At 55.6% G+C, this 23,517-nt stretch carries 23 protein-coding genes and 1 pseudogene; 11 read left to right on the forward strand and 13 right to left on the reverse strand.

Going from position 1 to position 23,517, the window contains the following annotated elements; genetic code table 11:
- Positions 1-280 precede the first annotated feature (280 nt).
- Positions 281-1,384, forward strand: a complete 1,104-nt coding sequence (locus KDX30_RS23035; protein WP_231677597.1) for a HEAT repeat domain-containing protein — start codon at positions 281-283, stop codon at positions 1,382-1,384.
- Positions 1,385-1,764: 380 nt separating this feature from the next.
- Positions 1,765-2,127: a histone-like nucleoid-structuring protein, MvaT/MvaU family gene (locus KDX30_RS23040; RefSeq protein WP_027901819.1), complete on the forward strand. Its 363-nt coding sequence runs from the start codon at positions 1,765-1,767 to the stop codon at positions 2,125-2,127.
- Between the two features lie 459 nt (positions 2,128-2,586).
- Here the strand turns inward: KDX30_RS23040 and KDX30_RS23045 are convergent, their stop codons facing one another.
- Positions 2,587-3,138, reverse strand: coding sequence for a DUF4946 domain-containing protein (locus KDX30_RS23045; RefSeq protein WP_099269504.1), 552 nt, complete (start codon positions 3,136-3,138; stop codon positions 2,587-2,589).
- Between the two features lie 318 nt (positions 3,139-3,456).
- On the opposite strand from KDX30_RS23045, the gene gloA reads away from it, so the two are divergent.
- Positions 3,457-3,978: a lactoylglutathione lyase gene (gene gloA / locus KDX30_RS23050; protein ID WP_095097829.1), complete on the forward strand. Its 522-nt coding sequence runs from the start codon at positions 3,457-3,459 to the stop codon at positions 3,976-3,978.
- A 63-nt stretch (positions 3,979-4,041) separates the two neighbouring features.
- Here the strand turns inward: gloA and ahpF are convergent, their stop codons facing one another.
- Complete coding sequence (gene ahpF, locus KDX30_RS23055; RefSeq protein ID WP_099269503.1) at positions 4,042-5,604, reverse strand: alkyl hydroperoxide reductase subunit F; 1,563 nt, start codon at positions 5,602-5,604, stop codon at positions 4,042-4,044.
- Positions 5,605-5,728: 124 nt separating this feature from the next.
- Positions 5,729-6,292 (reverse strand): alkyl hydroperoxide reductase subunit C, encoded by a 564-nt coding sequence (gene ahpC / locus KDX30_RS23060; RefSeq protein ID WP_027902690.1) that lies wholly within the window; start codon positions 6,290-6,292, stop codon positions 5,729-5,731.
- A 413-nt stretch (positions 6,293-6,705) separates the two neighbouring features.
- Here ahpC and KDX30_RS23065 point away from each other — a divergent pair, with 413 nt between their 5' ends.
- Complete coding sequence (locus KDX30_RS23065; RefSeq protein ID WP_231677598.1) at positions 6,706-7,680, forward strand: DNA-binding protein; 975 nt, start codon at positions 6,706-6,708, stop codon at positions 7,678-7,680.
- On the opposite strand, the pseudogene KDX30_RS23070 reads toward KDX30_RS23065, so the two are convergent.
- The 3 genes and pseudogenes from KDX30_RS23070 to galU all read right to left on the reverse strand — a co-directional run.
- A pseudogene (locus KDX30_RS23070) lies at positions 7,681-9,339 on the reverse strand (ATP-binding protein); the annotation flags it as partial.
- A 144-nt stretch (positions 9,340-9,483) separates the two neighbouring features.
- Positions 9,484-10,842: a glutathione-disulfide reductase gene (gene gorA / locus KDX30_RS23075; protein WP_122709093.1), complete on the reverse strand. Its 1,359-nt coding sequence runs from the start codon at positions 10,840-10,842 to the stop codon at positions 9,484-9,486.
- Between the two features lie 100 nt (positions 10,843-10,942).
- Entirely contained in the window at positions 10,943-11,776 is an 834-nt protein-coding gene (gene galU, locus KDX30_RS23080; protein ID WP_027902687.1) for a UTP--glucose-1-phosphate uridylyltransferase GalU, read from the reverse strand.
- A gap of 380 nt (positions 11,777-12,156) precedes the next feature.
- On the opposite strand from galU, the gene KDX30_RS23085 reads away from it, so the two are divergent.
- Both KDX30_RS23085 and KDX30_RS23090 read left to right on the forward strand, forming a co-directional pair.
- Positions 12,157-12,345, forward strand: a complete 189-nt coding sequence (locus KDX30_RS23085) for a hypothetical protein (protein ID WP_231677599.1) — start codon at positions 12,157-12,159, stop codon at positions 12,343-12,345.
- Positions 12,346-12,448: 103 nt separating this feature from the next.
- On the forward strand, positions 12,449-12,730 hold the full coding sequence (locus KDX30_RS23090; RefSeq protein ID WP_099269500.1) for a hypothetical protein: 282 nt from the start codon (positions 12,449-12,451) through the stop codon (positions 12,728-12,730).
- A 6-nt stretch (positions 12,731-12,736) separates the two neighbouring features.
- Here the strand turns inward: KDX30_RS23090 and KDX30_RS23095 are convergent, their stop codons facing one another.
- On the reverse strand, positions 12,737-13,087 hold the full coding sequence (locus KDX30_RS23095) for a hypothetical protein (RefSeq protein ID WP_231677600.1): 351 nt from the start codon (positions 13,085-13,087) through the stop codon (positions 12,737-12,739).
- Between the two features lie 168 nt (positions 13,088-13,255).
- Here KDX30_RS23095 and KDX30_RS23100 point away from each other — a divergent pair, with 168 nt between their 5' ends.
- The 3 genes from KDX30_RS23100 (at position 13,256) to alkB (ending at position 14,708) form a co-directional block, all read left to right on the forward strand.
- On the forward strand, positions 13,256-13,561 hold the full coding sequence (locus KDX30_RS23100) for a DUF1883 domain-containing protein (RefSeq protein ID WP_095097853.1): 306 nt from the start codon (positions 13,256-13,258) through the stop codon (positions 13,559-13,561).
- 26 nt (positions 13,562-13,587) lie between these two features.
- Positions 13,588-13,770, forward strand: coding sequence for a hypothetical protein (locus KDX30_RS23105; RefSeq protein ID WP_027902682.1), 183 nt, complete (start codon positions 13,588-13,590; stop codon positions 13,768-13,770).
- A 260-nt stretch (positions 13,771-14,030) separates the two neighbouring features.
- Positions 14,031-14,708 (forward strand): DNA oxidative demethylase AlkB, encoded by a 678-nt coding sequence (alkB, locus tag KDX30_RS23110; RefSeq protein WP_122395668.1) that lies wholly within the window; start codon positions 14,031-14,033, stop codon positions 14,706-14,708.
- A 1-nt stretch (position 14,709) separates the two neighbouring features.
- On the opposite strand, the gene KDX30_RS23115 is transcribed toward alkB, so the two are convergent.
- From KDX30_RS23115 to KDX30_RS23135, 5 genes are read right to left on the reverse strand one after another with little or no spacing between them, the layout of a single operon-like run.
- On the reverse strand, positions 14,710-16,527 hold the full coding sequence (locus tag KDX30_RS23115; protein ID WP_231677601.1) for a glycoside hydrolase family 15 protein: 1,818 nt from the start codon (positions 16,525-16,527) through the stop codon (positions 14,710-14,712).
- 37 nt (positions 16,528-16,564) lie between these two features.
- Complete coding sequence (locus tag KDX30_RS23120) at positions 16,565-17,383, reverse strand: HAD family hydrolase (RefSeq protein ID WP_122395666.1); 819 nt, start codon at positions 17,381-17,383, stop codon at positions 16,565-16,567.
- On the reverse strand, positions 17,376-18,908 hold the full coding sequence (gene zwf / locus KDX30_RS23125) for a glucose-6-phosphate dehydrogenase (protein WP_231677602.1): 1,533 nt from the start codon (positions 18,906-18,908) through the stop codon (positions 17,376-17,378). Before zwf ends, KDX30_RS23120 begins: the two co-directional genes overlap by 8 nt.
- Entirely contained in the window at positions 18,908-19,885 is a 978-nt protein-coding gene (gene gnd / locus KDX30_RS23130) for a phosphogluconate dehydrogenase (NAD(+)-dependent, decarboxylating) (RefSeq protein WP_099269494.1), read from the reverse strand. The genes zwf and gnd overlap by 1 nt, the downstream gene beginning before the upstream one ends.
- A 54-nt stretch (positions 19,886-19,939) precedes the next feature.
- A complete protein-coding gene (locus tag KDX30_RS23135; protein WP_147471352.1) occupies positions 19,940-20,176 on the reverse strand; it encodes a hypothetical protein in 237 nt (78 codons plus the stop codon).
- Between the two features lie 45 nt (positions 20,177-20,221).
- Here KDX30_RS23135 and KDX30_RS23140 point away from each other — a divergent pair, with 45 nt between their 5' ends.
- Positions 20,222-20,395, forward strand: coding sequence for a DUF6026 family protein (locus KDX30_RS23140; RefSeq protein WP_099269492.1), 174 nt, complete (start codon positions 20,222-20,224; stop codon positions 20,393-20,395).
- A gap of 441 nt (positions 20,396-20,836) precedes the next feature.
- On the opposite strand, the gene KDX30_RS23145 is transcribed toward KDX30_RS23140, so the two are convergent.
- The gene (locus KDX30_RS23145; RefSeq protein WP_122395664.1) at positions 20,837-21,328 is read right to left on the reverse strand and encodes a GNAT family N-acetyltransferase; all 492 of its coding nucleotides are present in this window, start codon (positions 21,326-21,328) and stop codon (positions 20,837-20,839) included.
- A 598-nt stretch (positions 21,329-21,926) separates the two neighbouring features.
- On the opposite strand from KDX30_RS23145, the gene glgA reads away from it, so the two are divergent.
- Complete coding sequence (gene glgA, locus KDX30_RS23150; RefSeq protein WP_027902675.1) at positions 21,927-23,516, forward strand: glycogen synthase GlgA; 1,590 nt, start codon at positions 21,927-21,929, stop codon at positions 23,514-23,516.
- Position 23,517: the final 1 nt, after the last annotated feature.

Here is a 23,517-nt window from a genome sequence, read left to right on the forward strand (position 1 = left end):
TTAGCCGCCTCAGGCCATGGATGGCCGGTGGCGGCGGCCCCACGCAGCAATGTCGGATTACGGGTATGCCGAGCGACAGCGAGGCACCCAGTGGTGGGGTAAGAGCGTTTTGGTTACTTTTGCGCTTCTCAAAAGTGACGCGCTGTAAAAGCGCAACCAATAGCTGCCGTGACTGCGATAACGGATATGTACACATAATGGAGAGCTATCGATACCCATCACTCAACATACACCGTTTGACACCAAGCCATCCCTCCACGAAGCTGCAAGCCGTAAAGAAATGGATATCGGTATTCTCATGCCTGTTCGAGGCTTTTTTTCAAAAACATCGGCCCGCCGCCGCATAGCACTAATCGCCGGGTTAATCCTGATCGCGTTGATCGGCGTCGTTTACCTGACACGCCAATGGTCCGTCCCGCCTGCTCCCGCGGTGCTCAGCCAGACTTACGGCGAAGCCCTGGAACTGGCGCATAACGGAAAACCTGGCGCTGCAAGGGTCCTCTACCAACACCTTGCACGCAACGACCTCTCCGACATTCGTCGCGCCAGCCTGCTGGCCGAACTCGCCAACTACCCGAGCCCCCAGGCACTTAAACTGCTGGATGCCGCCCTGCAGAGCGACTCAGTCCTCATCCGTCAGGCAGCGATTGAAGTCACCACAAAAATGCTCCCCGACGGCAAGCGCAGTATCTTGCTGGGGCCATTGCTTGAAGACCCCGAGGCAGCGGTTCGTCTGGCTGCGACCATGGCCCTGCTCGACTTGTCTCCCGACGAACTCGGCCTGTACTTCGCAGCCTTGCAACACAGCGTCGACCTCTGCACGGCCAGCCTCAAAGCGCAGCCCGCCACGGGCACGAACCAACTGCAACTGGCTCGTTTACTGACACACAGCGGTGAAAAGACTACTGCGCTCTCAGTGTTGAAGGCCGCAATGGACGCCGAGCCGAAAAATCTGGATGTGGCCATTGCCTACCTCGATCAACTCGACCAGCAAGGGCAAGCCGAGCGAGCACGTCAGTTGCTGGCACAACTTCTTGCGCAACACCCCCATTCCTCAAGGCTTCAGCACGCGTTGGGTATGTGGCTGCTGGTGCATGACCAAACCGAATACGCCTTGCTGGCACTGGCCAAGGCTGTTGAGCTGGAACCTGACAACACCGACTATCGCTACGATCTGGCCGTGGCGCTTCACGACCTGGAACAGGTAGAGGCAGCACAGAAACAATTGGCTGAAATCCTCCAGCGTCAGCCAGCCAACCGCAAGGCACGGATTTTATTGATTCGATACTGGAAGGAAACCGGACAATTGCAAAACGTTCAGGTACTGCAAGCCGGGCTTGAACAGCAGAACCCCGACGACCCCGCGCTGCAGCAGGGGCTATAGCAGAAACTGTCGCCTCGAGACCCGTTTTGACGATAAAGCCGGTCTATTTCTGTGGCCGTCTAATATCAGAAATAACTTACAGCCGACTTCATCAGATAAGACAACATGAGTAGCGTCGCGACCAACTGTAATCATCCATGCGCCTGGTTAATCGCATCAAAACTATTTTCTAAGTCAAAAAAAAAGTGCATGATTTACCCGCTACAGATTACAACTACCTTTTTTCATCAAAACGAAAGCGACAGGAAGCTCCCATTTTCATCAGGACAAAAACGCGCTTTGGATTCCCCAACGGAGGATCGAATACGCGTGTGAGCCCTAGTTCTTGTCATATCGTTTTGTGACGCTGGTAACAGCCACTCACCGTTGGAGTATGTTATTTGTCCAGACTTGCAGAGTTTCGCGCAGCAGAAAAAGCCCTTCAGGAACAGCTGGCTCAGTTGGAGTCCTTGAAGAATGATGCGGGCCTGAAGAAGGAGATCGAGTTCGAACAGAAGCTCCAGGCTTTGATGAGCACCTACGACAAGGGGCTACGCGATATCATCACGATCCTCGACCCTAAAGGCTCTTCGTCCCTGCCGGCAGCCGCAGGGCCAAAGCGCCGTCGCGCACGCGTCGTAAAGGTTTATCAGAACCCGCATACCGGCGAACTGATCGAGACCAAAGGTGGTAACCACCGCGGTCTGAAATCCTGGAAAGAGCAATACGGCGTAGATACCGTCGACTCATGGCTTCGTGCTTAATCAAGTTCGTTGCATAAAAAAGCCCTGCACAGCAGGGCTTTTTTATCGGAGTGACAACTCTCTGGCGTCAGATATAATTCTTCCGCATTAACCGCTTTCTTCATACCGGACCGCGGTTCAATATCGTTCAATAAAGTTCGACCACCCTCGCCGCGGTCACGACATCCACTACAGTTAATGCCTCGGGCAGCGATATCTATTTATATACCCCAGGTATCACCAATAATGATTGAGCCATAACCGCTAAAGGGAATCGTCAATCATTGCTAATAACGACGAGTTTTATCATACGAACTTGTCAGACTATTCCGATATTTATAAGTACGAGCGTTCCAGATTTTTCTCACGAGATTCACGATTTTTTCACAGGCACTATCCCAAGATAGAGGCTGCTAAAGGATTAGCGCCCCAATGCCCGCTTCGGCGGGCTTCTTTTTGCCTGAAATTCGTGTTCCGCGATCATTGCGCACCGTCCAGGCGCAGCGTGCTGCGGATCTGTAAGGCCTCGTCCTTCGTCTCCGCGTAGCCGGCCGCAGAACCGGCGTAAGACAGCGACCACGCGGTATTGGCTGTCGCCGCTGCTACCAGCGTCTGGGTCATGACGTGCACTCCGTTCTGGGTAATCGTACACGTCGTCTCAACTGCCGGAATTTTGCTCAGCTCCGTGGCACGCACTCGGGTACACACACTCTGGAAACCGCTGCGGGCAAAATTGACCTGCACGGCCTTGCGCATCTCCAGCAATACGCCCTCTACATTGACCTGGTGACCTGACGCCAGACGCGACTGCGTAAGTTCCATCACCATCACTGGATTGCCTGCCTGATCATTTTTGGCAGCCCGCTGCCGGGACTGTAGTGAAGGCTGAACTGAATCGGACTGCCCTGCGCTAAGGTCTTCGACCTCCCATCCGCTGGGCCATAGGATCACCGCGTCACTCGCATGAGCGGCACCAGCAATCAGTACCAGGCAAAAACCAATGAATGAATATCTGTATCGCGGGTCAATCATGAGCGGCGTCACCGAAGTCCATAAAAGCCATTACCGAGTGCATAAACGATGAAGTCTGCCCGCCCGGCTCCTCAGTAACAAGGCCCGGCGCACTTCATTTGCCACACAGGTTTGGCTTCGACGCGGGTGGCCCGTATCATTTGTGCATACGCAGGCCCTTTGAAAACGTAGCGAGCGACGGCAAGACAAGGCAAAAACAGGTGAAAAAGCGGAGTCTAGGTGTTCTAAATGAGCATTTTTCGCCTGTTTTTAACGCAGTATTGCCGAGCGCAGTAGTTTTCACAGGGTCTGCACAGAAGACCTCAACCGGAGATATCCATGAGCCTGCAAGACCTTAATACCTTCCCTGGCGTGACCGCAGAGCCGGAAGCTGCGACCCGGCAATTCGTGTTCAATCACACCATGCTGAGGGTCAAGGACATCACCGCTTCACTGGACTTCTACACCCGGGTGCTGGGTTTCAGTCTGGTTGAAAAACGCGATTTTGCCGAAGCCGAATTCAGCCTGTACTTCCTGGCGCTGGTGGACAAAAGCCAGATTCCGGCAGACGACGCCGCCCGCAACGTATGGATGAAATCGATCCCGGGCATCCTCGAGCTGACGCACAACCATGGCACCGAAAAAGACCCGGCGTTCGCCTACCACAACGGCAACGCCGATCCTCGCGGCTTCGGTCACATCTGCATTTCCGTGCCGGACGTGCATGTTGCCTGCGAACGTTTTGAAGCACTGGGCGTGGACTTCCAGAAGCGCTTGGCTGACGGCCGTATGAACAGCCTGGCGTTCATCAAGGACCCGGATGGCTACTGGGTAGAAATCATCCAGCCAACACCGCTGTAAGCTAAAAGCAAAAAGGGCCTCATGAATATTCATGAGGCCCTTTTTTATCGCCTGAAGATTTGCTTAGGCCGGTGCGGAGGTCCGGATCAAGTGATCAAAAGCGCTGAGCGAGGCTTTGGCGCCCTCCCCCAAAGCAATGATGATCTGCTTGTAAGGCGTGGTAGTGACGTCACCTGCAGCGAAGATCCCGGGAATGGACGTTTCGCCACGTGAATCCACAACGATTTCCCCGCGTGGCGACAGCTCGATACTGCCTTTGAGCCAATCGGTGTTAGGCAGCAGACCAATCTGCACGAAGATACCTTCCAGCTCCACCGTGACTTCTTCACCATTCACACGGTTCTTGTAACGCAAGCCGTTGACCTTCTGCTCGTCACCAGTGACTTCAGTGGTCTGGGCATTGGTGATGACCGTAACGTTCGGCAAGCTGGTCAGCTTGCGTTGCAACACCGCGTCAGCACGCAACTGCACATCAAACTCCAGCAGTGTGACGTGCGCCACGATACCCGCGAGGTCGATGGCCGCTTCAACGCCCGAGTTACCGCCGCCGATGACCGCGACGCGCTTGCCTTTGAACAGTGGACCGTCGCAGTGCGGGCAGTAAGCAACACCCTTGTTGCGATATTGCTGTTCGCCAGGAACGTTCATCTCCCTCCAGCGTGCGCCAGTAGCAAGGATCAAGGTCTTGGCCTTGAGGCTTGCACCGCTTGCAAACTTCACTTCATGCAATGCGCCGTCTTTACCAGCAATCAACTGGTCAGCACGCTGCAGGTTCATGATGTCTACTTCGTATTGCTTGACGTGCTCTTCTAGAGCAACGGCGAGCTTTGGACCTTCAGTGTGTTGCACGGAAATGAAGTTCTCGATCGCCATGGTGTCGAGCACTTGACCACCGAAACGCTCCGCCGCCACGCCGGTACGAATACCTTTACGGGCTGCATAGACAGCCGCTGCAGAACCGGCCGGGCCACCGCCAACGACCAACACGTCGAAAGCATCTTTGCTGTTGAGCTTCTGTGCCTGACGATCACCGGCACCGGTGTCGATCTTGGCCAGAATTTCTTCCAGGCCCATACGGCCCTGACCGAACAGCTCGCCGTTCAGGTAGATGCTTGGCACCGACATGATGTGGCGATCAGTGACTTCGTCCTGGAACAGCGCGCCATCGATAGCGACGTGCTTGATATTAGGGTTGAGCACAGCCATCAGATTAAGTGCCTGGACGACATCCGGGCAGTTCTGGCAAGACTGGGAGAAATAGGTTTCGAACGTGAAATCGCCTTCAAGAGCGCGAATTTGCTCGATAGTGTCCGCACTGGCCTTGGATGGATAGCCGCCTACCTGCAACAGCGCCAATACCAGCGAGGTAAATTCGTGGCCCATCGGGATACCGGCGAAACGCAGGCTGATGTCTTGTCCCGGGCTATTGAGCGAGAACGACGGAGTACGCGCGTCGGTGCCGCTGTCGTTGAGCGTAATGTCTTTCGAGACGCTGATCACGTCGTTGAGCAACGCCAGCATTTCCTGGGATTTCGCGCCGTCATCGAGGGACGCGACGATCTCCACCGGACGGGTAAGCCGTTCCAGGTAGGATTTCAGCTGGGCTTTAAGATTGGCGTCCAACATGCGGGCGATTCCTTTTTGCTGTAGTAGAAAAAACAACGCCCAGGCGATGGTCGCCCGGGCGTTTTTTAGGGGCGATGCGGTTTACTTGCTCAAGAGCTCAGCGCCCCCAGCCGATGCATGCGGCTTAGATCTTGCCGACCAGGTCCAAAGATGGAGCCAGAGTGGCTTCGCCTTCTTTCCATTTAGCCGGGCAGACTTCACCTGGGTGAGCAGCGACGTATTGGGCAGCTTTTACTTTGCGCAGCAGCTCGGACGCGTCACGACCAACACCACCATCGTTCAGCTCAACGATTTTGATCTGACCTTCAGGGTTGATCACGAAAGTACCGCGGTCAGCCAGGCCAGCTTCTTCGATCAGTACGTCGAAGTTACGGGACAGGATGTGGGTCGGGTCACCGATCAACGGGTACTGGATTTTGCCAATGGCTGGCGAAGTGTTGTGCCATGCAGCGTGGGCAAAGTGGGTGTCAGTCGACACGCCGTAGATTTCAACGCCGAGCTTTTTGAAGTCAGCGTAGTTGTCAGCAAGGTCTTCCAGTTCGGTTGGGCATACGAAGGTGAAGTCTGCTGGGTAAAAGAAGACGACAGACCATTTGCCTTTGAAGTCAGCTTCAGACACGTCTACGAAAGAGCCGTTCTGGAATGCAGTGGCTTTGAACGGTTTTACCTGGCTGTTGATGATAGGCATCGGTGGTTCTCCTAGGGGGTTGTTAATTCGATGGAACAGAGCTTACGCATAATGACCTATGCAGGCTCATTGGCAAACCTGATGTAGTCGATTGGTTTTCTCTATAACGGCAGCTCATTAATAGAAGGAAATGGTATGCACGTAAATCCAGGCGTTGTGCCTTCATCCGAAAAACACTGAACCTGTAGGAACGCACGCGTCGTTCAGACGCCGCGCTATCGCACCGCCAACATTGGATCTGTAGGAGCGCACGAGCACCGCGAGTCCGCGATGGCGGTGTCTCAGGCAGGACACCTTCGCGGCCTCGCGGGGCCCGTGCCCTTTTACGACAGACAAAACGCCCCTCGATATAAATTCAAATTTAGTATGTAATTACAGGGTACATACCACAGTATGAAATAAAGGCGATTAAAATGGCTCGGGGCGGCGTAAGCAAAGCATTGGTACAAACAGCACGACTGGCATTGATGGCCCGCGGCGAGCACCCGAGCATCGATTCAGTACGTATTGAAATGGGCAACACGGGCTCTAAAACAACGATTCATCGCCATTTAAGAGAGCTGGACGCAGCTGACCGGGCAGGTACAACCCCGGCTGATATTAGCGACGAGCTGACCGAGCTGGTTACCCGCCTTGCCCATCGCCTGCAAGGTCAGGCACAAGAAACCATAGACGACGCCCGGTCGCGCTTTGACGCAACCTGCCAGTTGCAACAGGAAGAATTACTGAAGACCCAGAATCAACTTGCAGAAACCACCACGCGACTGGAACGCAAGACAGAACAACTCAAGGAGCAAGCCGCCACCCTTCTCGCAACTCGCGAACGACTGCAGATCGAGCAGACCCACAACGCCCGGCTGACTCAGATCAATCAGGATGCGGCGACGCGCCTGGCTGAAAAAGATGAACAAATCCGCTCACTGGAAGAGAAAAACCTGGACGCCCGCGAATCTGCGAAAGAGCAGCGCGAGCTATCGCTGCGGCGTAACGACGAGCAGGAAGCAGAGCTGCGTCAGGCGAAGAAGATCGCCACGCAGCATCAGGAAGAAATCACCCGACTCACTCGTGACAACGAGCGCCTGCTGGCAGAAAACCGCAGCGTCCAGCGTGAACTGAACAGTCAGAATGATCAATTGGACAAAAAAGCGGCTCAAGCAGCAGACGCCATAGAGCAGCTCCAACAATTGGAAACCCGCTGCGCCCTGCTGGAAGAGCGTGCCCGCGCTGCACAGCAGGAAAGTGCGGACACTCGCCAGCAACTGACTGACCAATTGCAGCAGAACCGAGTAGTGGAACTGATACTGATCAAGACCGAACTGGCCCTTGAAAACCTGCGAGCCACCACTCAGGCGAAGACCAAGCCAACACCTTCAAAAAACGCAAAATGATCAGGCTTGATCACGCTGCTCAAGCATGGTTCGCACGCGCAATCCCAGCTCATCGACAGTAAAGGGCTTGGTCATCATGTCCATTCCGCTCCCGAGAAAGTCTCCACGGACCTGAGCTTCAGGTGCATAGCCGGTCACGAACAGGACGCGCAGCCCGGGCCTGTATTGCCGGGCTATTTCAGCCAGCTGACGCCCGTTCAGCCCCGGCAGCCCCACATCACTGACCAGTAAGTCAACGCGCTTCGAGCTCTGCAAGTAAGATAATGCGGCCTTGCTGTCAGCCGCTTCCAGAGTCGAATATCCCAGCTCCTGCAACACATCGACCATCAGCATCCGAACCGGCTCTTCATCTTCAACCACCAGCACGCACTCACCATTGACTGCGCGCGGCGCTTGCGGCCCATCAATGACGACCGGACTGCGCTCACTAACATCGTGGTGGCAAGGCAAGTAAAGCTGCACAGCCGTACCCTGCCCCTCAGCGCTGTCGATCACAACGTGACCTCCAGTCTGCTTGATAAAACCGTAGACCATTGACAACCCCAGCCCTGTGCCCTGCCCAATCGGTTTAGTCGTGAAGAAAGGGTCAAAAGCCCGGCCCAGAACATCGTCAGACATACCTGAACCAGTATCACGGACACTCAGACGAACATACTCACCCGCTGAAATCTCGCTCGATCGACCCTCAACACTGACGTGCTCGCTGGACACGGTCAGCTGCCCGCCATCAGGCATCGCATCCCGGGCATTGATGACCAGATTGAGCAATGCGTTTTCCAGCTGGTGCTCATCCGTACTGGTCAGTTGCAGGCCATCGTTCAGTTCGATACGCAACTCGATGCTTTCGCCGATGGTTCGCGCCAACAGTTCCTGCATCGACGTCACCATCTGATTCACATCGACAGCGCTATTGTTCAGCGATTGCCTACGAGCAAAAGCCAGCAGCCGATGAGTCAGGGCGGCAGCACGATTGGCAGAGGTCATGGCGGCCGTGATGTAGCGATCGATTTCATTGCTACGGCCAGCCGCGATGCGCCGCTGCATCAGATCCAGCGCACCCAGTACGCCGGTAAGCATGTTGTTGAAGTCATGGGCGATACCACCGGTGAGCTGCCCAATGGCGTCCATTTTCTGCGCGTGCCGCAACGCCTCTTCAGCCTGCTCACGCTCGGCCATTTCGATCTGCAGCAATTCATTTGTACTAGCCAGTTCGCGGGTACGTTCGGCCACTCGCAACTCAAGGCTTTCATTGAGCTCACGGAGCGCTTCTTCAGCATTGACCTGGGCAGTGATATCGGTGTGAGTCCCGAGCCAGTGGGTTATGTGTCCGTGCTCATCGCGAATCGGCAAGGCACGCGCCAGGAACCAGCTGTATGCACCGCTCTTGCTGCGCAACGGGAACGTGTCCTCCCAGATCGAGCCGGTCGCGAAACAGTGCGTGAGCCGCGCCGTCACCCGGGCGACGTGCTCCGGATGATGCACCGAACGCCAACCCAATGCGCGCATGGCCTCGAGAGAGGCCCCGGTATAGGTATACCAGCGCTCGTTGTACCAATAGATATTTCCGGCAGAGTCCGCTGTCCATGCTAACTGACTCATGTTGTCAGCCAGGCTGCGAAACTGCCGCTCACTCTCAAGCAACGCATCAATGTTGCGCATAGAACCTATATCTTGCTCGTCGAAATTCAATGGCATCGCCGCCCAAATAAATTGACTGCTCATTGCGGGTGTCCTTCCTGGAAAGTTGAATCAGCCCGGCCTTCATCCTGAATCCCGGGCATACATCATTTATGCAGCCAACGCTTAACGGTCCACCGGTGAGCGCATGGTGACGAACTCTTCAGCCAGTGTCGGGTGCACGCCAATCGTGTCGTCAAACTGGCGCTTGGTGGCACCAGCTTTCAGGGCAATAGCCAATCCCTGAATGATTTCACCTGCCTCCGGACCGACCATATGGCAACCCAGCACCTTGTCTGTTTTGGCATCGACCACCAGTTTCATCAGCGTCCGCTCCTGATTTTCGGTCAGCGTCAGCTTCATGGGGCGGAAGCTGCTTTCAAAGATCCGCACCTCATGGCCTGCCTTGCGGGCATCTTCTTCCGTAAGGCCGACGGTGCCAATGTTGGGCAGACTGAAAACAGCGGTTGGAATATGCGTGTATTCAACCGCCCGGTAATCTTCAGGCTTGAACAAACGTCGCGCTACAGCCATGCCCTCAGCCAGCGCCACCGGTGTCAGTTGCACACGACCGATGACATCGCCGATGGCCAGAATCGACGGTTCGCTGCTTTGGTAATTCTCATCAACCTCGACAAAGCCTTTTTCGTCCAGCTTGACGTTGACGTGCTCCAGCCCGAGATTATCGAGCATCGGACGACGCCCGGTAGCATAGAACACGCAGTCGGTGTTCACCTGCTCACCATTCTTGAGGAGTAGCTGAAGACTGCCATCAGCCTGCTTTTCGATGCGCTCGATGTCCGCATTGAATCGCACATCCATGCCGCGCTTGGTCAGCTCCTCGTGCAAATGAGTGCGCACGCTGCCATCAAAACCGCGCAGGAACATTTCCCCGCGATACATCAGCGTGGTGTCAGCGCCAAGGCCGTGGAAAATCGAAGCGAACTCGACCGCGATGTAACCGCCACCGACAACCACAATACGTTTCGGAAGCTGATTGAGATGAAACGCCTCGTTGGAGGTAATGGCGTGCTCGCGACCGGGAATATCCGGCACCTGCGGCCAGCCGCCGACAGCAATCAGAATATGTTCAGCGGTGTAGCTCTGACCGTTGACTTCAACCTCGTGGGGACCTTTGAGCGTGGCATGCCCTTCAAGCAGCGTCACTCCGCTGTTGACCAGCAGGTTGCGATAAATGCCGTTGAGGTGCTGGATCTGGCGATCCTTGTTGGCAATCAGCGTTTGCCAATCGAAGCCCGGCTCTCCGGTCGTCCAGCCAAAGCTTTTTGCCTGTTCGAAATCTTCAGCGTAATGCGCACCATAAACCAACAGTTTTTTCGGCACGCAGCCTACGTTGACGCAAGTGCCGCCCAGATAGCGGCTCTCGGCGACTGCCACGCGCGCACCAAAACCAGCAGCAAAACGCCCGGCGCGCACACCGCCAGATCCGGCACCGATGACAAAAAGGTCGAAGTCGTAAGCCATGCAAATCTCCTAAACAGAGCTACAGCATATCAGTCAGAAACGACAAAGCCACCCGAAGGTGGCTTTGTCCAGCAAGCAAACCTGAGGAATTCCCGGTTGCTTAACTGCCTTTCTTGTAGAAGTGCTCGAAGCAGAAGTTGGTTGCTTCGATGTACCCTTCAGCGCCGCCGCAGTCGAAACGAGTGCCTTTGAATTTGTAAGCAAGGACGTTGCCTTCTGCCGCCTGCTTCATCAAAGCGTCGGTGATCTGGATTTCGCCGCCTTTGCCTGGCTCGGTCGCTTCGATCTTTGCGAAGATGTCCGGCGTCAAAATGTAACGACCAATGATCGCCAGGTTGGAAGGCGCATCTTCAGGCTTCGGCTTTTCGACCATGTCAGTGACACGGAACAGGCCCGGCTTGATTTCTTCACCCGCGATAACGCCATATTTGTGCGTTTCGTTGGCAGGCACTTCCTGGATTGCAACAATCGAGCAGCCATAGTGCTTGTGCAGTTTGACCATCTGCGCCAGCACGCCTTCACCTTCAAGATTGACGCACAAGTCGTCAGCCAGCACGACAGCAAATGCCTCATTACCGATCAGTGGACGACCGCTGAGGATTGCGTGGCCCAGACCCTTCATTTCGGTCTGGCGAGTGTAGGAAAAGCTGCACTCGTCGATCAGTTTACGAATGCCAACCAGGTATTTTTCCTTGTCGGTGCCCTTGATCTGGGTTTCCAGCTCGTAGCTGATGTCGAAATGGTCTTCCAGCGCGCGCTTGCCACGACCGGTGACGATGGAAATTTCATTAAGGCCTGCAGCAAGAGCTTCTTCCACGCCGTATTGGATCAGCGGCTTGTTGACCACTGGCAGCATCTCTTTGGGCATGGCTTTGGTCGCTGGCAAAAAGCGAGTGCCGTAACCGGCTGCGGGGAACAAGCATTTCTTGATCATAAAAGTCCTTTATAAGGGCTGTTGGCGTTAGCGGCGCAGTCTAATCAGGCGGCGATCACCTTACAATGGTCCGCCTCTGGCCTTTCAATGCCATGGTAGAGGAATCCTCGAGCAGATAGTTCCGCTCGATTTCAGATTTAAAGAACATCAAAGCGCCTTTGAGCACCCGCTTTCACACCCGCCGGATTCACTTCCTGCCAACGCAAATACTCTGTTTTGATCAACAGAGACGGTGATTTCAGCAAGCATCCAAAGCTCACGAAAGCGTAGCCGAACACGGTTTAACTTGTAGGATTTATGTCAACGCAAAGCGCAGGAGACAGCCACCCAACTGACGCTTTATGATGCGCAACTGCATAGCCACCCACGAGACCGCTGCAATGTCATCAGTAAAAAACATAAACGGTTACCTGATCAAAAAGCTTCAGGATGGCCAGTGGTGGGCCTGCTCGGCCGAAGATGAAGCCATCGCGGGCCCATTCGCCAGCGAAGAGGCCGCCGTTGAAGTAGCCGCGGTCTTACAGGACCAGCCAAAAGCTTCACGTCGACGCACCGGAAACAAACCCTGATCGAAGCATATCGAATGATGTCGGAACGATGGCTCTCTGTATCTGTCATAGCATCAAACCCTTGAACCTACTCCCCCCGCCTTTCCTGAAGAAGTACAAAGACATGATCAGAGTTTTGTCCATTATTGCTGTACTGGGCCTTACTGGCTGTGCAACCGCCTCCAACACCTACTTGAAGAACGGCAAACAGGGCTTGAACATCGACTGCTCGGGCGAAGCGATGTCTTGGGCCAGTTGCTACGAAAAAGCAGATGCTTCCTGCGCAGGGACTGGCTACGAGATCGTCGGTACCGATGGCACGCCACGGCCCCCCGAAAGTGAAAAGACTCTTGGGGTCGATGTGGGCAACTACAAGAACCGCAGCGTACTGGTCGTGTGCAAGTAAAGCGTCTTAGCCCGAAATACAGAACGTCGCAGCATGTTGTACGTCCTTGGGCCGGATCGGCATATTGGACAGCCGCTCATAAACCTTGATCGTGCTGCCGCCTGACCGGTTTTCAATGTCCAGAATCGCTGCAGGATCTTTGCTGAATTTCTGCGCAACGATCACCCGCAAGCCGTCATGATGAGGTTCGATCAGAGGCGGCTTGCGGCTGTTGGCGATCTTGCCAACGAAGCAGTCGGTGTATTCTTTCGGAGTTTTGCCAGACATCACGTTCATGGTCGCTGGGGTATGTTCGATATCTTCGACGGTGGCGCAGCCAGTCATCGCCAGAGCCAAAATCACGACAGCCAATTTCATACAATCCTCCCGGTAAAGGTGCTACGACAAGCCTGAGGGGAATTAAATCCCTGATAAAGTCGTTTTTAGCGAGATGACCGCAATAAAACCTTAATCGCTGATAAATGCGGACCTGCACCATGTTATCGTTTTGATTTTTTGAAAGAAGCCTTACCGTCGGAGACATCCATGAAATTCGTACACCAGCGTGAGCACCTCAATGAAGACGATCTGGTCGTCATTGAGTGTTCTCAGCTCTGCAACATCCGCCTGATGAATGACTCGAACTTCCGGACCTTCAAAAACGGCGGACGTCACACTTACCACGGCGGTGCATTCGACAAGTTCCCGGCCAAAATCGCTGTTCCGAGCACCGGCTTCTGGAACATCACCATTGATACTGCCGGTCGCAAGATGGATACCAACGGCGGGCGCAAAACCAATTTCACGCATTCGATCAAAATAGTCCGTCGTTCGACGTCTCGACTGAGCTGATCAACACCCAAAAATCAGGAGCCAACGTGAACACGCCTGCCCCGAGAACCACCAAATACGCTGTCAGCTACAAACTCAACGGCGAACGCCGCTTCGAATTCGCCCAGTTACAGTCTGCCTCCGTTGAAGAGGCAAGAAGCGCGCTGGAAAAAATGCACGGTGAAAGCGGCGATGTGATTAGCGAAGTGAAGGTCAGTAAAGCGCTGTAATACCATTTTTCGGAAACCCTTGTCATAGGCTGCGCGGCATTCGGTGTTTGACCACAACCTGATGGGCGACACAAAACCTTTGGGACCGAATTCATTCGGGAAGGCGGCATTTCAGGCAACACACAAACTGTGAATTTACTGACCTCTTCGCGAATGAATTCGCTCCCACCGGAACTGCATTTGCAGGCCAACATCAAGCTCGTCCTGAAAATGACATTCCAATTTCAGGCAGCTCTCAGCATTGAGGACTCCATAACCTCATGAAACGGCAAAGCACAACGCCAATCACCTTCGACCTTTTCGCCGAAGAGCCCCCGCAAAGTACCGCCATGGAGCAGATCGGCCCCTGCTCCTGGGTACTGCGCGGCTTTGCGCTCGCGGAAATTGAGCGTTTGCTGCCCGCACTGGAAGACACGCTCAGCAAAGCCCCCTTCCGGCACATGGTGACGCCGGGCGGCTTCACCATGTCGGCAGCCCTGAGCAGTTGCGGCAGTTTTGGCTGGATGACTGACCGTGGCGGCTACCGCTATACCCCGATCGATCCGCAGACCCAACTGCCATGGCCCGATATACCCTCGGCATTCATGGCGCTGGCGCAACGCGCGGCCGGAGCCTGCGGCTTTGCGGATTTTGTTCCCGACGCCTGCCTGATCAACCAGTACATACCCGGCGCAAAAATGTCCCTGCATCAAGACAAGGACGAAAAGCACTACGAGTGGCCGGTGGTCTCAGTTTCCCTCGGGCTACCTGCGATCTTTCTTTTTGGTGGCCATCAGCGCAATGACAAAACCCAACGCGTAGCGCTGTTGCATGGTGATGTCGTGGTCTGGGGCGGTGAAGACCGTTTGCGCTTTCACGGTGTCCTGCCGATCAAGCCCGGCCATCACCCATTGCTGGGGGAGCAGCGAATAAACTTCACCTTCCGGCGCGCCCATTAAGCTAAAGGGCAGCAGACTCATTGGCAGCGCGTGATTTAACCGGGCAGACCACCCTGTGCAGGTTGAGGGCGGTGTTGATAATGCCAATATGGCTGAACGCCTGAGGGAAGTTGCCCAGCATGCGCTTTTCCTTGGGATCGTATTGCTCGGCGAGCAAACCCAGGTCGTTGCACAACCCACACAGACGATCAAATAACGCCGCCGCCTCTTCCTCACGGCCCATGAGCACATAGACATCCGCCAGCCAGAACGAGCACACCAGAAACGTTCCTTCGTGACCGGATACGCCATCCACACTGCGCTCAGTGTCGTAACGCAACAGCAGACCGTCCTGAATGAGGTGCTTCTCGATGGCCGCAACCGTGCCGATCACTCGCGGATCATCAACCGGCAAGAAACCGGTCAGCGCAATCTGCAACAGGCTGGCATCCAGTGCAGGAGAACCATAGGTCTGCGTAAAGCTGCCAATGTCCGGGTCATAACCATTGAGGCAGACATCCGCGTGGATGTCGTCCGCGACCTTGCGGTAGTGAACCGCCAGCGCCCGCTCCTTTTCGGTTTGCGCCGACTCCGCAAGCAACGTCGAATTGCGGTCGAAGGCGACCCAGGTCATGACCTTGGAATGAGTAAAATGGCGCGGCTCGGAGCGAATTTCCCAGATTCCCTTGTCCGGCATATGCCAGACTTTTTCCAGAAACGGCATGATCACGCGAGAAATCGCGATGCTGCGCGGCGGACGCGGCAAACCACCTCTGATAGCCTGAATCATGGCGTCAGCGACTTCGCCATAGACGTCCAGTTGCATCTGCGTCGCTGCACCGTTGCCGATGCGCACAGGGCGCGAGCCTTCGTAGCCATTCAGCCAGGGCAATTCGAACTCTGACAGTCGTCTCTCACCGCCAAGCCCGTACATGATTTGTATCTGTTCAGGATTACCAGCCACCGAACGCATCAACCACTCGCGCCACGCAGCCGCCTCCTCGAAGTAACCGAGATTCATGAACGCCAGCAGCGTCATCGTCGCATCACGTAGCCAGCAGTACCGATAATCCCAGTTGCGCTCACCGCCCAGTTGCTCAGGCAGCGATGTAGTGACCGCCGCGACAATGCCGCCCGTGGGCTGATAGGTCATCGCCTTCAAGGTGATCAGTGAGCGTTTAACCTGCTGTGTCCAGGGGCCGACGTCAGGGCAGCGATCAGAGAATTCAAGCCAGAAATACTCGGTTTCGGCCAGCGCCGATTCAGCGTCGATGGCGTCATGAAGGCTTTCAAAAGACGCCTGATGCGTCAGGACAAACGCCTGGCGCTGGCCTTCGGCGATCTGGAAATGGCAGCCGGTGTGGTGATCGAATGCGCGCAACGGCTCAGGGGCACGCAGCACCAGCATTTCAGGGCCCGCCACTGCCGTGAGGGTCTGGCCGCCTTTGTTCTCGACCCATGGCACACTGCTGCCGTAGTCAAAGCGAATCGCAAGGTCCATCTCGAAAGACACCTGCCCACTCAGGCCAACGACCATCCGAACCACGTGACTGCCTTCGCCCGGCGGCATGAAGTCAATGAGCATGGCGCGACCGGTAGCGGTCTCGAACAGCGTCTCAAGAATCAGGGTCCCTTCCCGATAACGCCGCTCGGCACTGACCAAAGGCTGGCTGGGAGCGAGCTTCCAGCGCCCATTGTCTACATCACCCAGGAGCGCGGCGAAACAGGCAGGTGAATCAAATCGCGGGAAGCACAGCCAGTCAAGCGAGCCATCTCTGGCGACGAGCGCGGCAGTTTTGCAATTGCCGAGCAATGCGTAGTCTTCGATCAATGCAGCCATGAACAGCATCCATAATCGGGGAAACATCAACAGCCGTTCAGCGCGGCAGCATGTAGCGCTCAATGGCGCTGGCAACTCCATCTTCCAGATTACTGCCGGTGACGACATCAGCCTGACTGCGAACGCTTTCCTCAGCCTGCCCCATGGCAACCGAAAACCCGGCTTTATGGAACATCGCGACATCGTTGCCGCCATCACCCAGTGCAGCGGTGTGCGCCATGTCGACGCCCAACTGCCCTGCCAGGGTGACCAGCGCATTGCCTTTGTTGGCATCCAGCGCAGTCACATCCAGATAGTAAAGCTGCGAGCGTGCAGCGAAGGCTTTTCCTTCAACCATCGGGTTGAGGGTTGTTTCGAGCTGCTTCAAGAGCTCGAAATCGGTACTGGCGGCGACGATCTTGTCGACCCGATCCAGCCACGGCTCGAAGCTCTCAACCTGGACCGGCTCGTAACCAAGAGTCGTGCGTTCGTGCTCGACGTAAGCGCCCTGCGGATCGATCAGAAACCACTGATCATCGGCGAACACCCACACTGCTACGTCGTATCCGGAGAACAGCTCGATGCAGGTCCGTGCAGCTACCGGGTCAATGCGGTAAGCAAACAGGACGCTGCCGTCCGGGGCAACGATATTGGCACCGTTGAAGCCTGCGGTCGGCAGATCGACGCCCAAGGCTTCGATCTGTTCGCGCATGGCACGTGGGGGACGACTGCTGGCAACGGTGAACAGGATTCCGGCATCGCGCAACCGGGCTACGGCATCGATCGTCGCCTGACTCAAGCTGTGATCGGGGCGCAATAAAGTCCCATCGATATCGGAAAGCACGAAACGAACTTGCGGTGTCTTTACTTCAGGCATTGATATCCCGCCATTCTCGACCGTCTTTGCCCAGCAATGAATCCGCAGAAGCAGGTCCATTGCCCCCTGCGGGATACAGCTCGACCTGAGGATTCTTCTGCCATGCATCCAGGAACGGCTGCACCGCCCGCCAACCGTTTTCAATGTTGTCGGCACGCTGGAACAGGGTCTGATCCCCGGTGAGGCAGTCGTAGATCAAGGTTTCATAACCCGTAGAAGGCTGCATCTCGAAAAAGTCTTTGTACTCAAAGCCCAGCTCGATGTCTTCCATTTGCAGGGTCGGACCGGGACGCTTGGCGTAAAGGTCAAACCACATCCCCTCATTGGGCTGGATATGGATGCGCAGGTAGTTTGGCTTGATACGGTCGACTTCGGTATCGCGAAACTGCGCATAGGGCGCTGGCTTGAAGCAAATCGCGATCTCGGTGCTGCGCGTGCTCATGCGCTTGCCGGTGCGCAGGTAAAACGGTACGCCGACCCAGCGCCAGTTATCGATCATGACCTTGAGGGCCACGTAGGTTTCAGTGGTACTGGCCGGATCAACCTTGTTTTCCTGACGATACCCGGGCACATCAGCGCCATCCCTGGAGCCTTCCGAGTACTGACCGCGAACCGAATTGGCCAGTGCCTCTTCTTCAGACCATGGGCGAATCGCGCCGATGACCTTGGCCTTCTCGCCGCGAACTGCATCGGCTCCGAAGGCTGCCGGGGGCTCCATGGCAACCATGGCCAGCAACTGGAACAGGTGATTGGGCACCATGTCCCGCAACGCACCGGTGTTTTCGTAAAAACTGCCGCGTGTCTCCACCCCTACCGTTTCGGCGGCAGTGATTTGCACGTGGTCGATATAGTGATTGTTCCAGAAGGATTCGAACAAGGCGTTGGAGAAACGACTGACCAGAATGTTCTGTACTGTCTCTTTGCCCAGATAGTGATCGATCCGGTAGATCTGCTTCTCGGTCATGACCTTGAGCAGGCACTCATTGAGTGCAACGGCGCTGGGCAGGTCGGAGCCGAAAGGTTTTTCGATGACGACCCGGCGAAACTGGCCCGGTGCTTCACTCAGCAAGCCCGAAGAACCGAGGCGCTTAGCGACTTCGCTGAAGAAGCGCGGAGCAGTTGCCAGGTAGAACACCGCATTGCCGGTGCCGGTGCTTTTGATCTTTGCGGCGATATCGCTGTAAGTGGAGTCGTCGAGGAAGTCGCCCTGCACATAGCTGATACGGCCAGCCAGTTTGCTCCACAGCTCCGGATCCAGAGGATCCTTACCGTCATCAGCAACTTTGCTGGCTGCCTCCTGACGAATGAAATCCTCGAGCTTTTTCGCAAAATCCGCATCGCTGATCGCGTTGTGGTCAACGCCAACGATATACAGGTTTTCATCAACCAGACCGTCCCTGCTCAGGTTGTACAGCGCCGGCATCAACAGGCGCTTTACAAGGTCCCCATGGGCACCGAACAGGAACAGCGTGGTGGGTGGCGCAACTTCAGGCGTTTGCCGGGTAGTGCTGCGCGATAAACCCATTATTTAGGACCTTCCTTGTGACCGCCGAAACCGAAGCGCATTGCCGACAGCATTTTGTCTGCGTACGAGCTCTTCTGCCGTGAACGGAAGCGGGCAAACAGTGCACTGGAGAGTACTGGGACAGGAACGGCTTGCTCCATGGCAGCCTCGATGGTCCAGCGCCCTTCACCGCTATCGGCCACAGCACCGGAATAAGCGTCCAGTTGCGGGTCGGTTGCCAGCGCATCAGCAGTCAGGTCCAGCAGCCAGGAAGAAACGACGCTGCCGCGACGCCAGACTTCGGCGATATCGGCCATGTTCAGATCGAAGCGTTGCTCGACCGGCAGGTTTTCCGAATTCTTCTGCTTGAGGATATCGAAGCCCTCGGCAAAGGCTTGCATCATGCCGTACTCGATACCGTTGTGAATCATCTTCACGAAGTGACCGGAACCGGCCGGGCCTGCGTGGATGTAGCCACGTTCAGCGCGGTCATCGGCAGAGTTGCGACCTTTGGTGCGTTCGACTGAACCCATGCCCGGAGCCAGCGTCGCGAAAAGCGGGTCAAGACGTCTGACCACTTCATCTTCGCCACCGATCATCATGCAGTAGCCGCGCTCAAGACCCCATACACCGCCGGACGTACCGACGTCGACATAATGCAGCCCCTTGGCTGTAAGCGCCTGAGCACGACGTACGTCGTCTTTATAGAAGGTGTTGCCGCCATCAATGATCACGTCGTCTGCATCAAGCAGGTCGCTCAGGACATTGATGGTTTCTTCAGTAGGCTCGCCTGCAGGGAGCATGACCCAGATAGCGCGAGGCTTGTCCATGGCTGCCACCAGCGCGGGCAGATCGACTGCGGCAGTCGACCCTTCCTTGGCAAGGGCGCTGCGAGACGCTTCATCACGGTCGTACACCACGGTGGTGTGGCCATTGAGCATGAGGCGTCTTGCGATATTGCCGCCCATGCGGCCCAGTCCGATGATTCCAAGTTGCATGCTGGTGCTCCGTAATTCGCGATAAAACAAAAAAATGTTACCTCATTGTACAGCTCACTCCGTCGTGAGCCAGCCATGAGCATGATTTTTAAAGCGGCAAATTCCCGCTATCCCAAGCGCTGCGGGGGCTGCAAGGTGGCCAATGGACACCAGTCGAGAATCACAAGCAATCAAGAACAAGAAACGTTCGCGACCCTCCAAAATAAAAAAGTTCCATTTTTGCGCAAAAGAAATCAGAATTGTGGCCGATAGAGAGGTAAGCAGAGGCGAGTCGGGGATCGCGATAGTCATTTGCCAAGACCTTTCATGTTGAATCCGCCATTTGCGAGGTGAGCAATGGGCACTGTACTACCGGCAACCGCACCACAAACTCTCTATGTCACTATCCGTCGTGACGAACTGCGCCAACTTAAAGAAGAGCGCGAACAGTTGCTCAGCAAGGTCGCTAATTTGAGCCTCATGCTGCAACAATCGCAGTTGATGATCTCCAGCAACGCACTTCAAGCCTGACCCCCCACTCGTTGCCTCTGGGCAACGCAGCGTGACGAATAGCGGCAAGCCCGATCAGCTGGCTTGCCCGTGGCAGCACCCTCCTCCGAATTCCTTTCTTTCTATAAAGCCACTCTCATCGTGCTTCAAACAGCAACGCCTGCTGGAATTGAAACGTATTCCGCAGGAGCTCACGAGCACCGCGAGGCAGCGATGGCGTCCTGTCTGACACAGCTATCGCGGCCTCGCGGTGCTCGTGCGCCCCTACAGGTTCTAGGTTTGCCTCGAGACAGCGCGTTGTAAGGGACACCCGGACACCTCCTACAGGGCTGGCGCTGTACGTAAGATAGTGCGGCAACTCTTAAGAACCAATCGTTCCAGGCTCCGCTGCCGGGGTGTTTCACCTAAAAATCCGACCGGACACCCTGTCTAACGTTCAAACCCCATGCGGGTTTAGCGCGATTACAGTGTCTTCTGCCAGAACATGGCCTTGCCCATCTGCGGATCCAGCTCATAGCCCGCGAAGCCCAGTTTGCGATAGGCGCCCTGAGCGATAGCGTTACCTTCCAGCACTTCCAGAGTCAGCTTGCAGCAACCACGCTGACGGGCGATTTCTTCGACCTTTGCCAACATCTTCTGACTGATACCCAAACCTCGGTATTTACCCAGAACTGCGACGTCATGAATATTGACCAATGGCCGACACTGAAAGGTTGAAAAACCCTCGAAGCAATTGACCAGCCCCACCGGCTCGCCAGCGATGAAGGCCAGGACACTGAACGCGTGAGGACGCTTCGCCAGCTCAATGGCCACTTGCTGCTGCGTATCAATCGATAACGGCTCACCACCGCCCATGACATCTTCGGCGTACTGACTGAGCATGAAGCCGATCGCTTGCGCATGCACCGGGTTGGTGTAGCTGGCTTGCAGTACCAAAACTTCAGGGCTATCCATTACATCCTCTATACGACTGTGTGATCACGAATATGGCTGACTCGACCGAGTCAGGCCTCCGATTCTATCCCGACGTGCGCGAAAATGTTTCGATCAGGGATCAGGATAATTCTACGAGTGCCCCAGGAATAAGCGACACACGCACCAAGAAAAGGCCGTAGTCGTTGTAGGAGGTTATTTTTGCCCCACGTAGGCACGTGCCACACGCCCGCCTGAAGCCCAAGAGCACTATCGTCTAACAATCCGACGGCCGGTCATTGGCATGCCCCATGGGATTTTTTTCCGCTCTAACATAGAGCAGTGCGGCATTTCGCCACATATAACGGATGATATTGCCCCCGTGTAATCAGGCTCCGAACCCTATCCCAGACATTTCCCACAAAAAAAGTCGAAACTTTCCAATCAACGCACAGGTCATCTGATAACAGCGCCTATGCTGTTGGCTAAGCCCGCGTTTTTAGCACTACCTGTCTGTCCGTGAAGAACGCAAACAGTAAATGGGTACTGATCTTGCGTAGTGCTTGTGTGCCCGGTCATAGGACATGGCCAATAACAAATCTGATGCAGTACCGATACTGTATTGAATGGGGAGAAATCGATGATTAGCGCCGCTGTCAAAACCCAGAAGGGAGAGAGTTTTAATCAGCCGGCCAGCGAGCTGACTCATCTGCCAGGCTTCGCTACGACGAGCGTTCCACTGCTGCAACTGCCTGCCGTTACACAGCCTGTGATCGTGTCGAGCAATAGACGTAAAGTCCTGTTTGTCACGTCTGAACTGGCTGACCTGGTCAAGACCGGGGGGTTGGGTGATGTTTCTGCCGCGTTGCCGCGCGCCATGCGCCACCTGCACGACGTCCGAGTGCTGATTCCCGGCTACCCGCAAGTGCTTAACAGTGGCAACCCGATTCACGTCATCAGCCAATTGGGCGGCCACGCAGCCCTGCCGCCTTGCAAGATCGGCCGGATGGACATGAAAGACGGCCTGGTGATTTACGTGCTGATCTGCCCAGAGCTGTATGAGCGTGAAGGTACGCCTTACGCCGACAGCCAAGGACGTGACTGGTCCGACAACCATATTCGCTTCGCCCGACTGGGTCTGGCGGCGGCTGAATTTGCAGCCGGCGCAGTAAAAACCCAGTGGAGCCCTGAGCTGGTTCACGCTCATGACTGGCCTGCCGGCCTGGCACCCGCCTACATGAAATGGCGCGGACAGACCACTCCTACGATCTTCACCATTCACAACCTGGCTTATCAGGGCACTGTGAGCACAGCATCCGCCCGTGAACTGGGTATTCCGGATGAAGCTTTGAGCGCTGAAGGTATGGAGTTCTACGGCAAGCTGTCCTTTATCAAGGCAGGTATGGCTTACGCCAGCCACATCACCACGGTCAGCGCGACCTATGCCAAGGAAATCACGACCCCCGAGTTCGGTTGCGGCCTTGAAGGTTTCCTGCAGCATAAAGCCAACCGCGGCCAGCTCAGCGGTATCCCGAATGGGATTGACGCCAGCTGGGATGCAGCGACCGACGAACACTTGATTTGCCACTTCGCGCCTAATGAATGGCAGCGCAAGGAAATCAACGCCGACCACGTACGTGAATTGTTTGAACTTGAGCCGTCCACCGGCCCGCTATTCGCCGTGGTTTCGCGTCTGGTCTATCAGAAGGGTCTGGACCTGACCATCGGTGTTGCTGAACACATCGTTAACAATGGCGGCCAGATCGCGATTATCGGTCGTGGCGAGCCCGAAGAAGAAGACGCCATGCGCGCCCTGGCAGAACGCTTCCCGGGGAAAATCGGTGTACGTATCGGCTTCAACGAAACCGACGCCCGCCGCATGTTCGCAGGCAGTGACTTCCTGCTGATGCCGTCGCGTTACGAACCTTGCGGCCTGAGCCAGATGTACGCCCAGCGTTTCGGCTCTCTGCCGGTCGCTCGCAACACTGGCGGTCTGGCTGACACCATCGAAGATGGCGTCACCGGCTTCCTGTTCAACGAGTCAACGGTCGAAAGCTATAAAGAAGCATTGAACCGCGCCTTCAAGGTGTTTTCCAACTCAGCACTGATCAACGCCATGCGTTGCCGGGCAATGGCAGCCCCGTTTAACTGGCACCAAGCGGTAGAGCCTTACGCAGAGCTCTATCAGGACCTGTTGAAAAAGAACGTGGGAACTGCACTTCATTATTGAT

This window comes from Pseudomonas quasicaspiana (genome assembly GCF_021147825.1).
GTDB lineage: Bacteria > Pseudomonadota > Gammaproteobacteria > Pseudomonadales > Pseudomonadaceae > Aquipseudomonas > Aquipseudomonas quasicaspiana.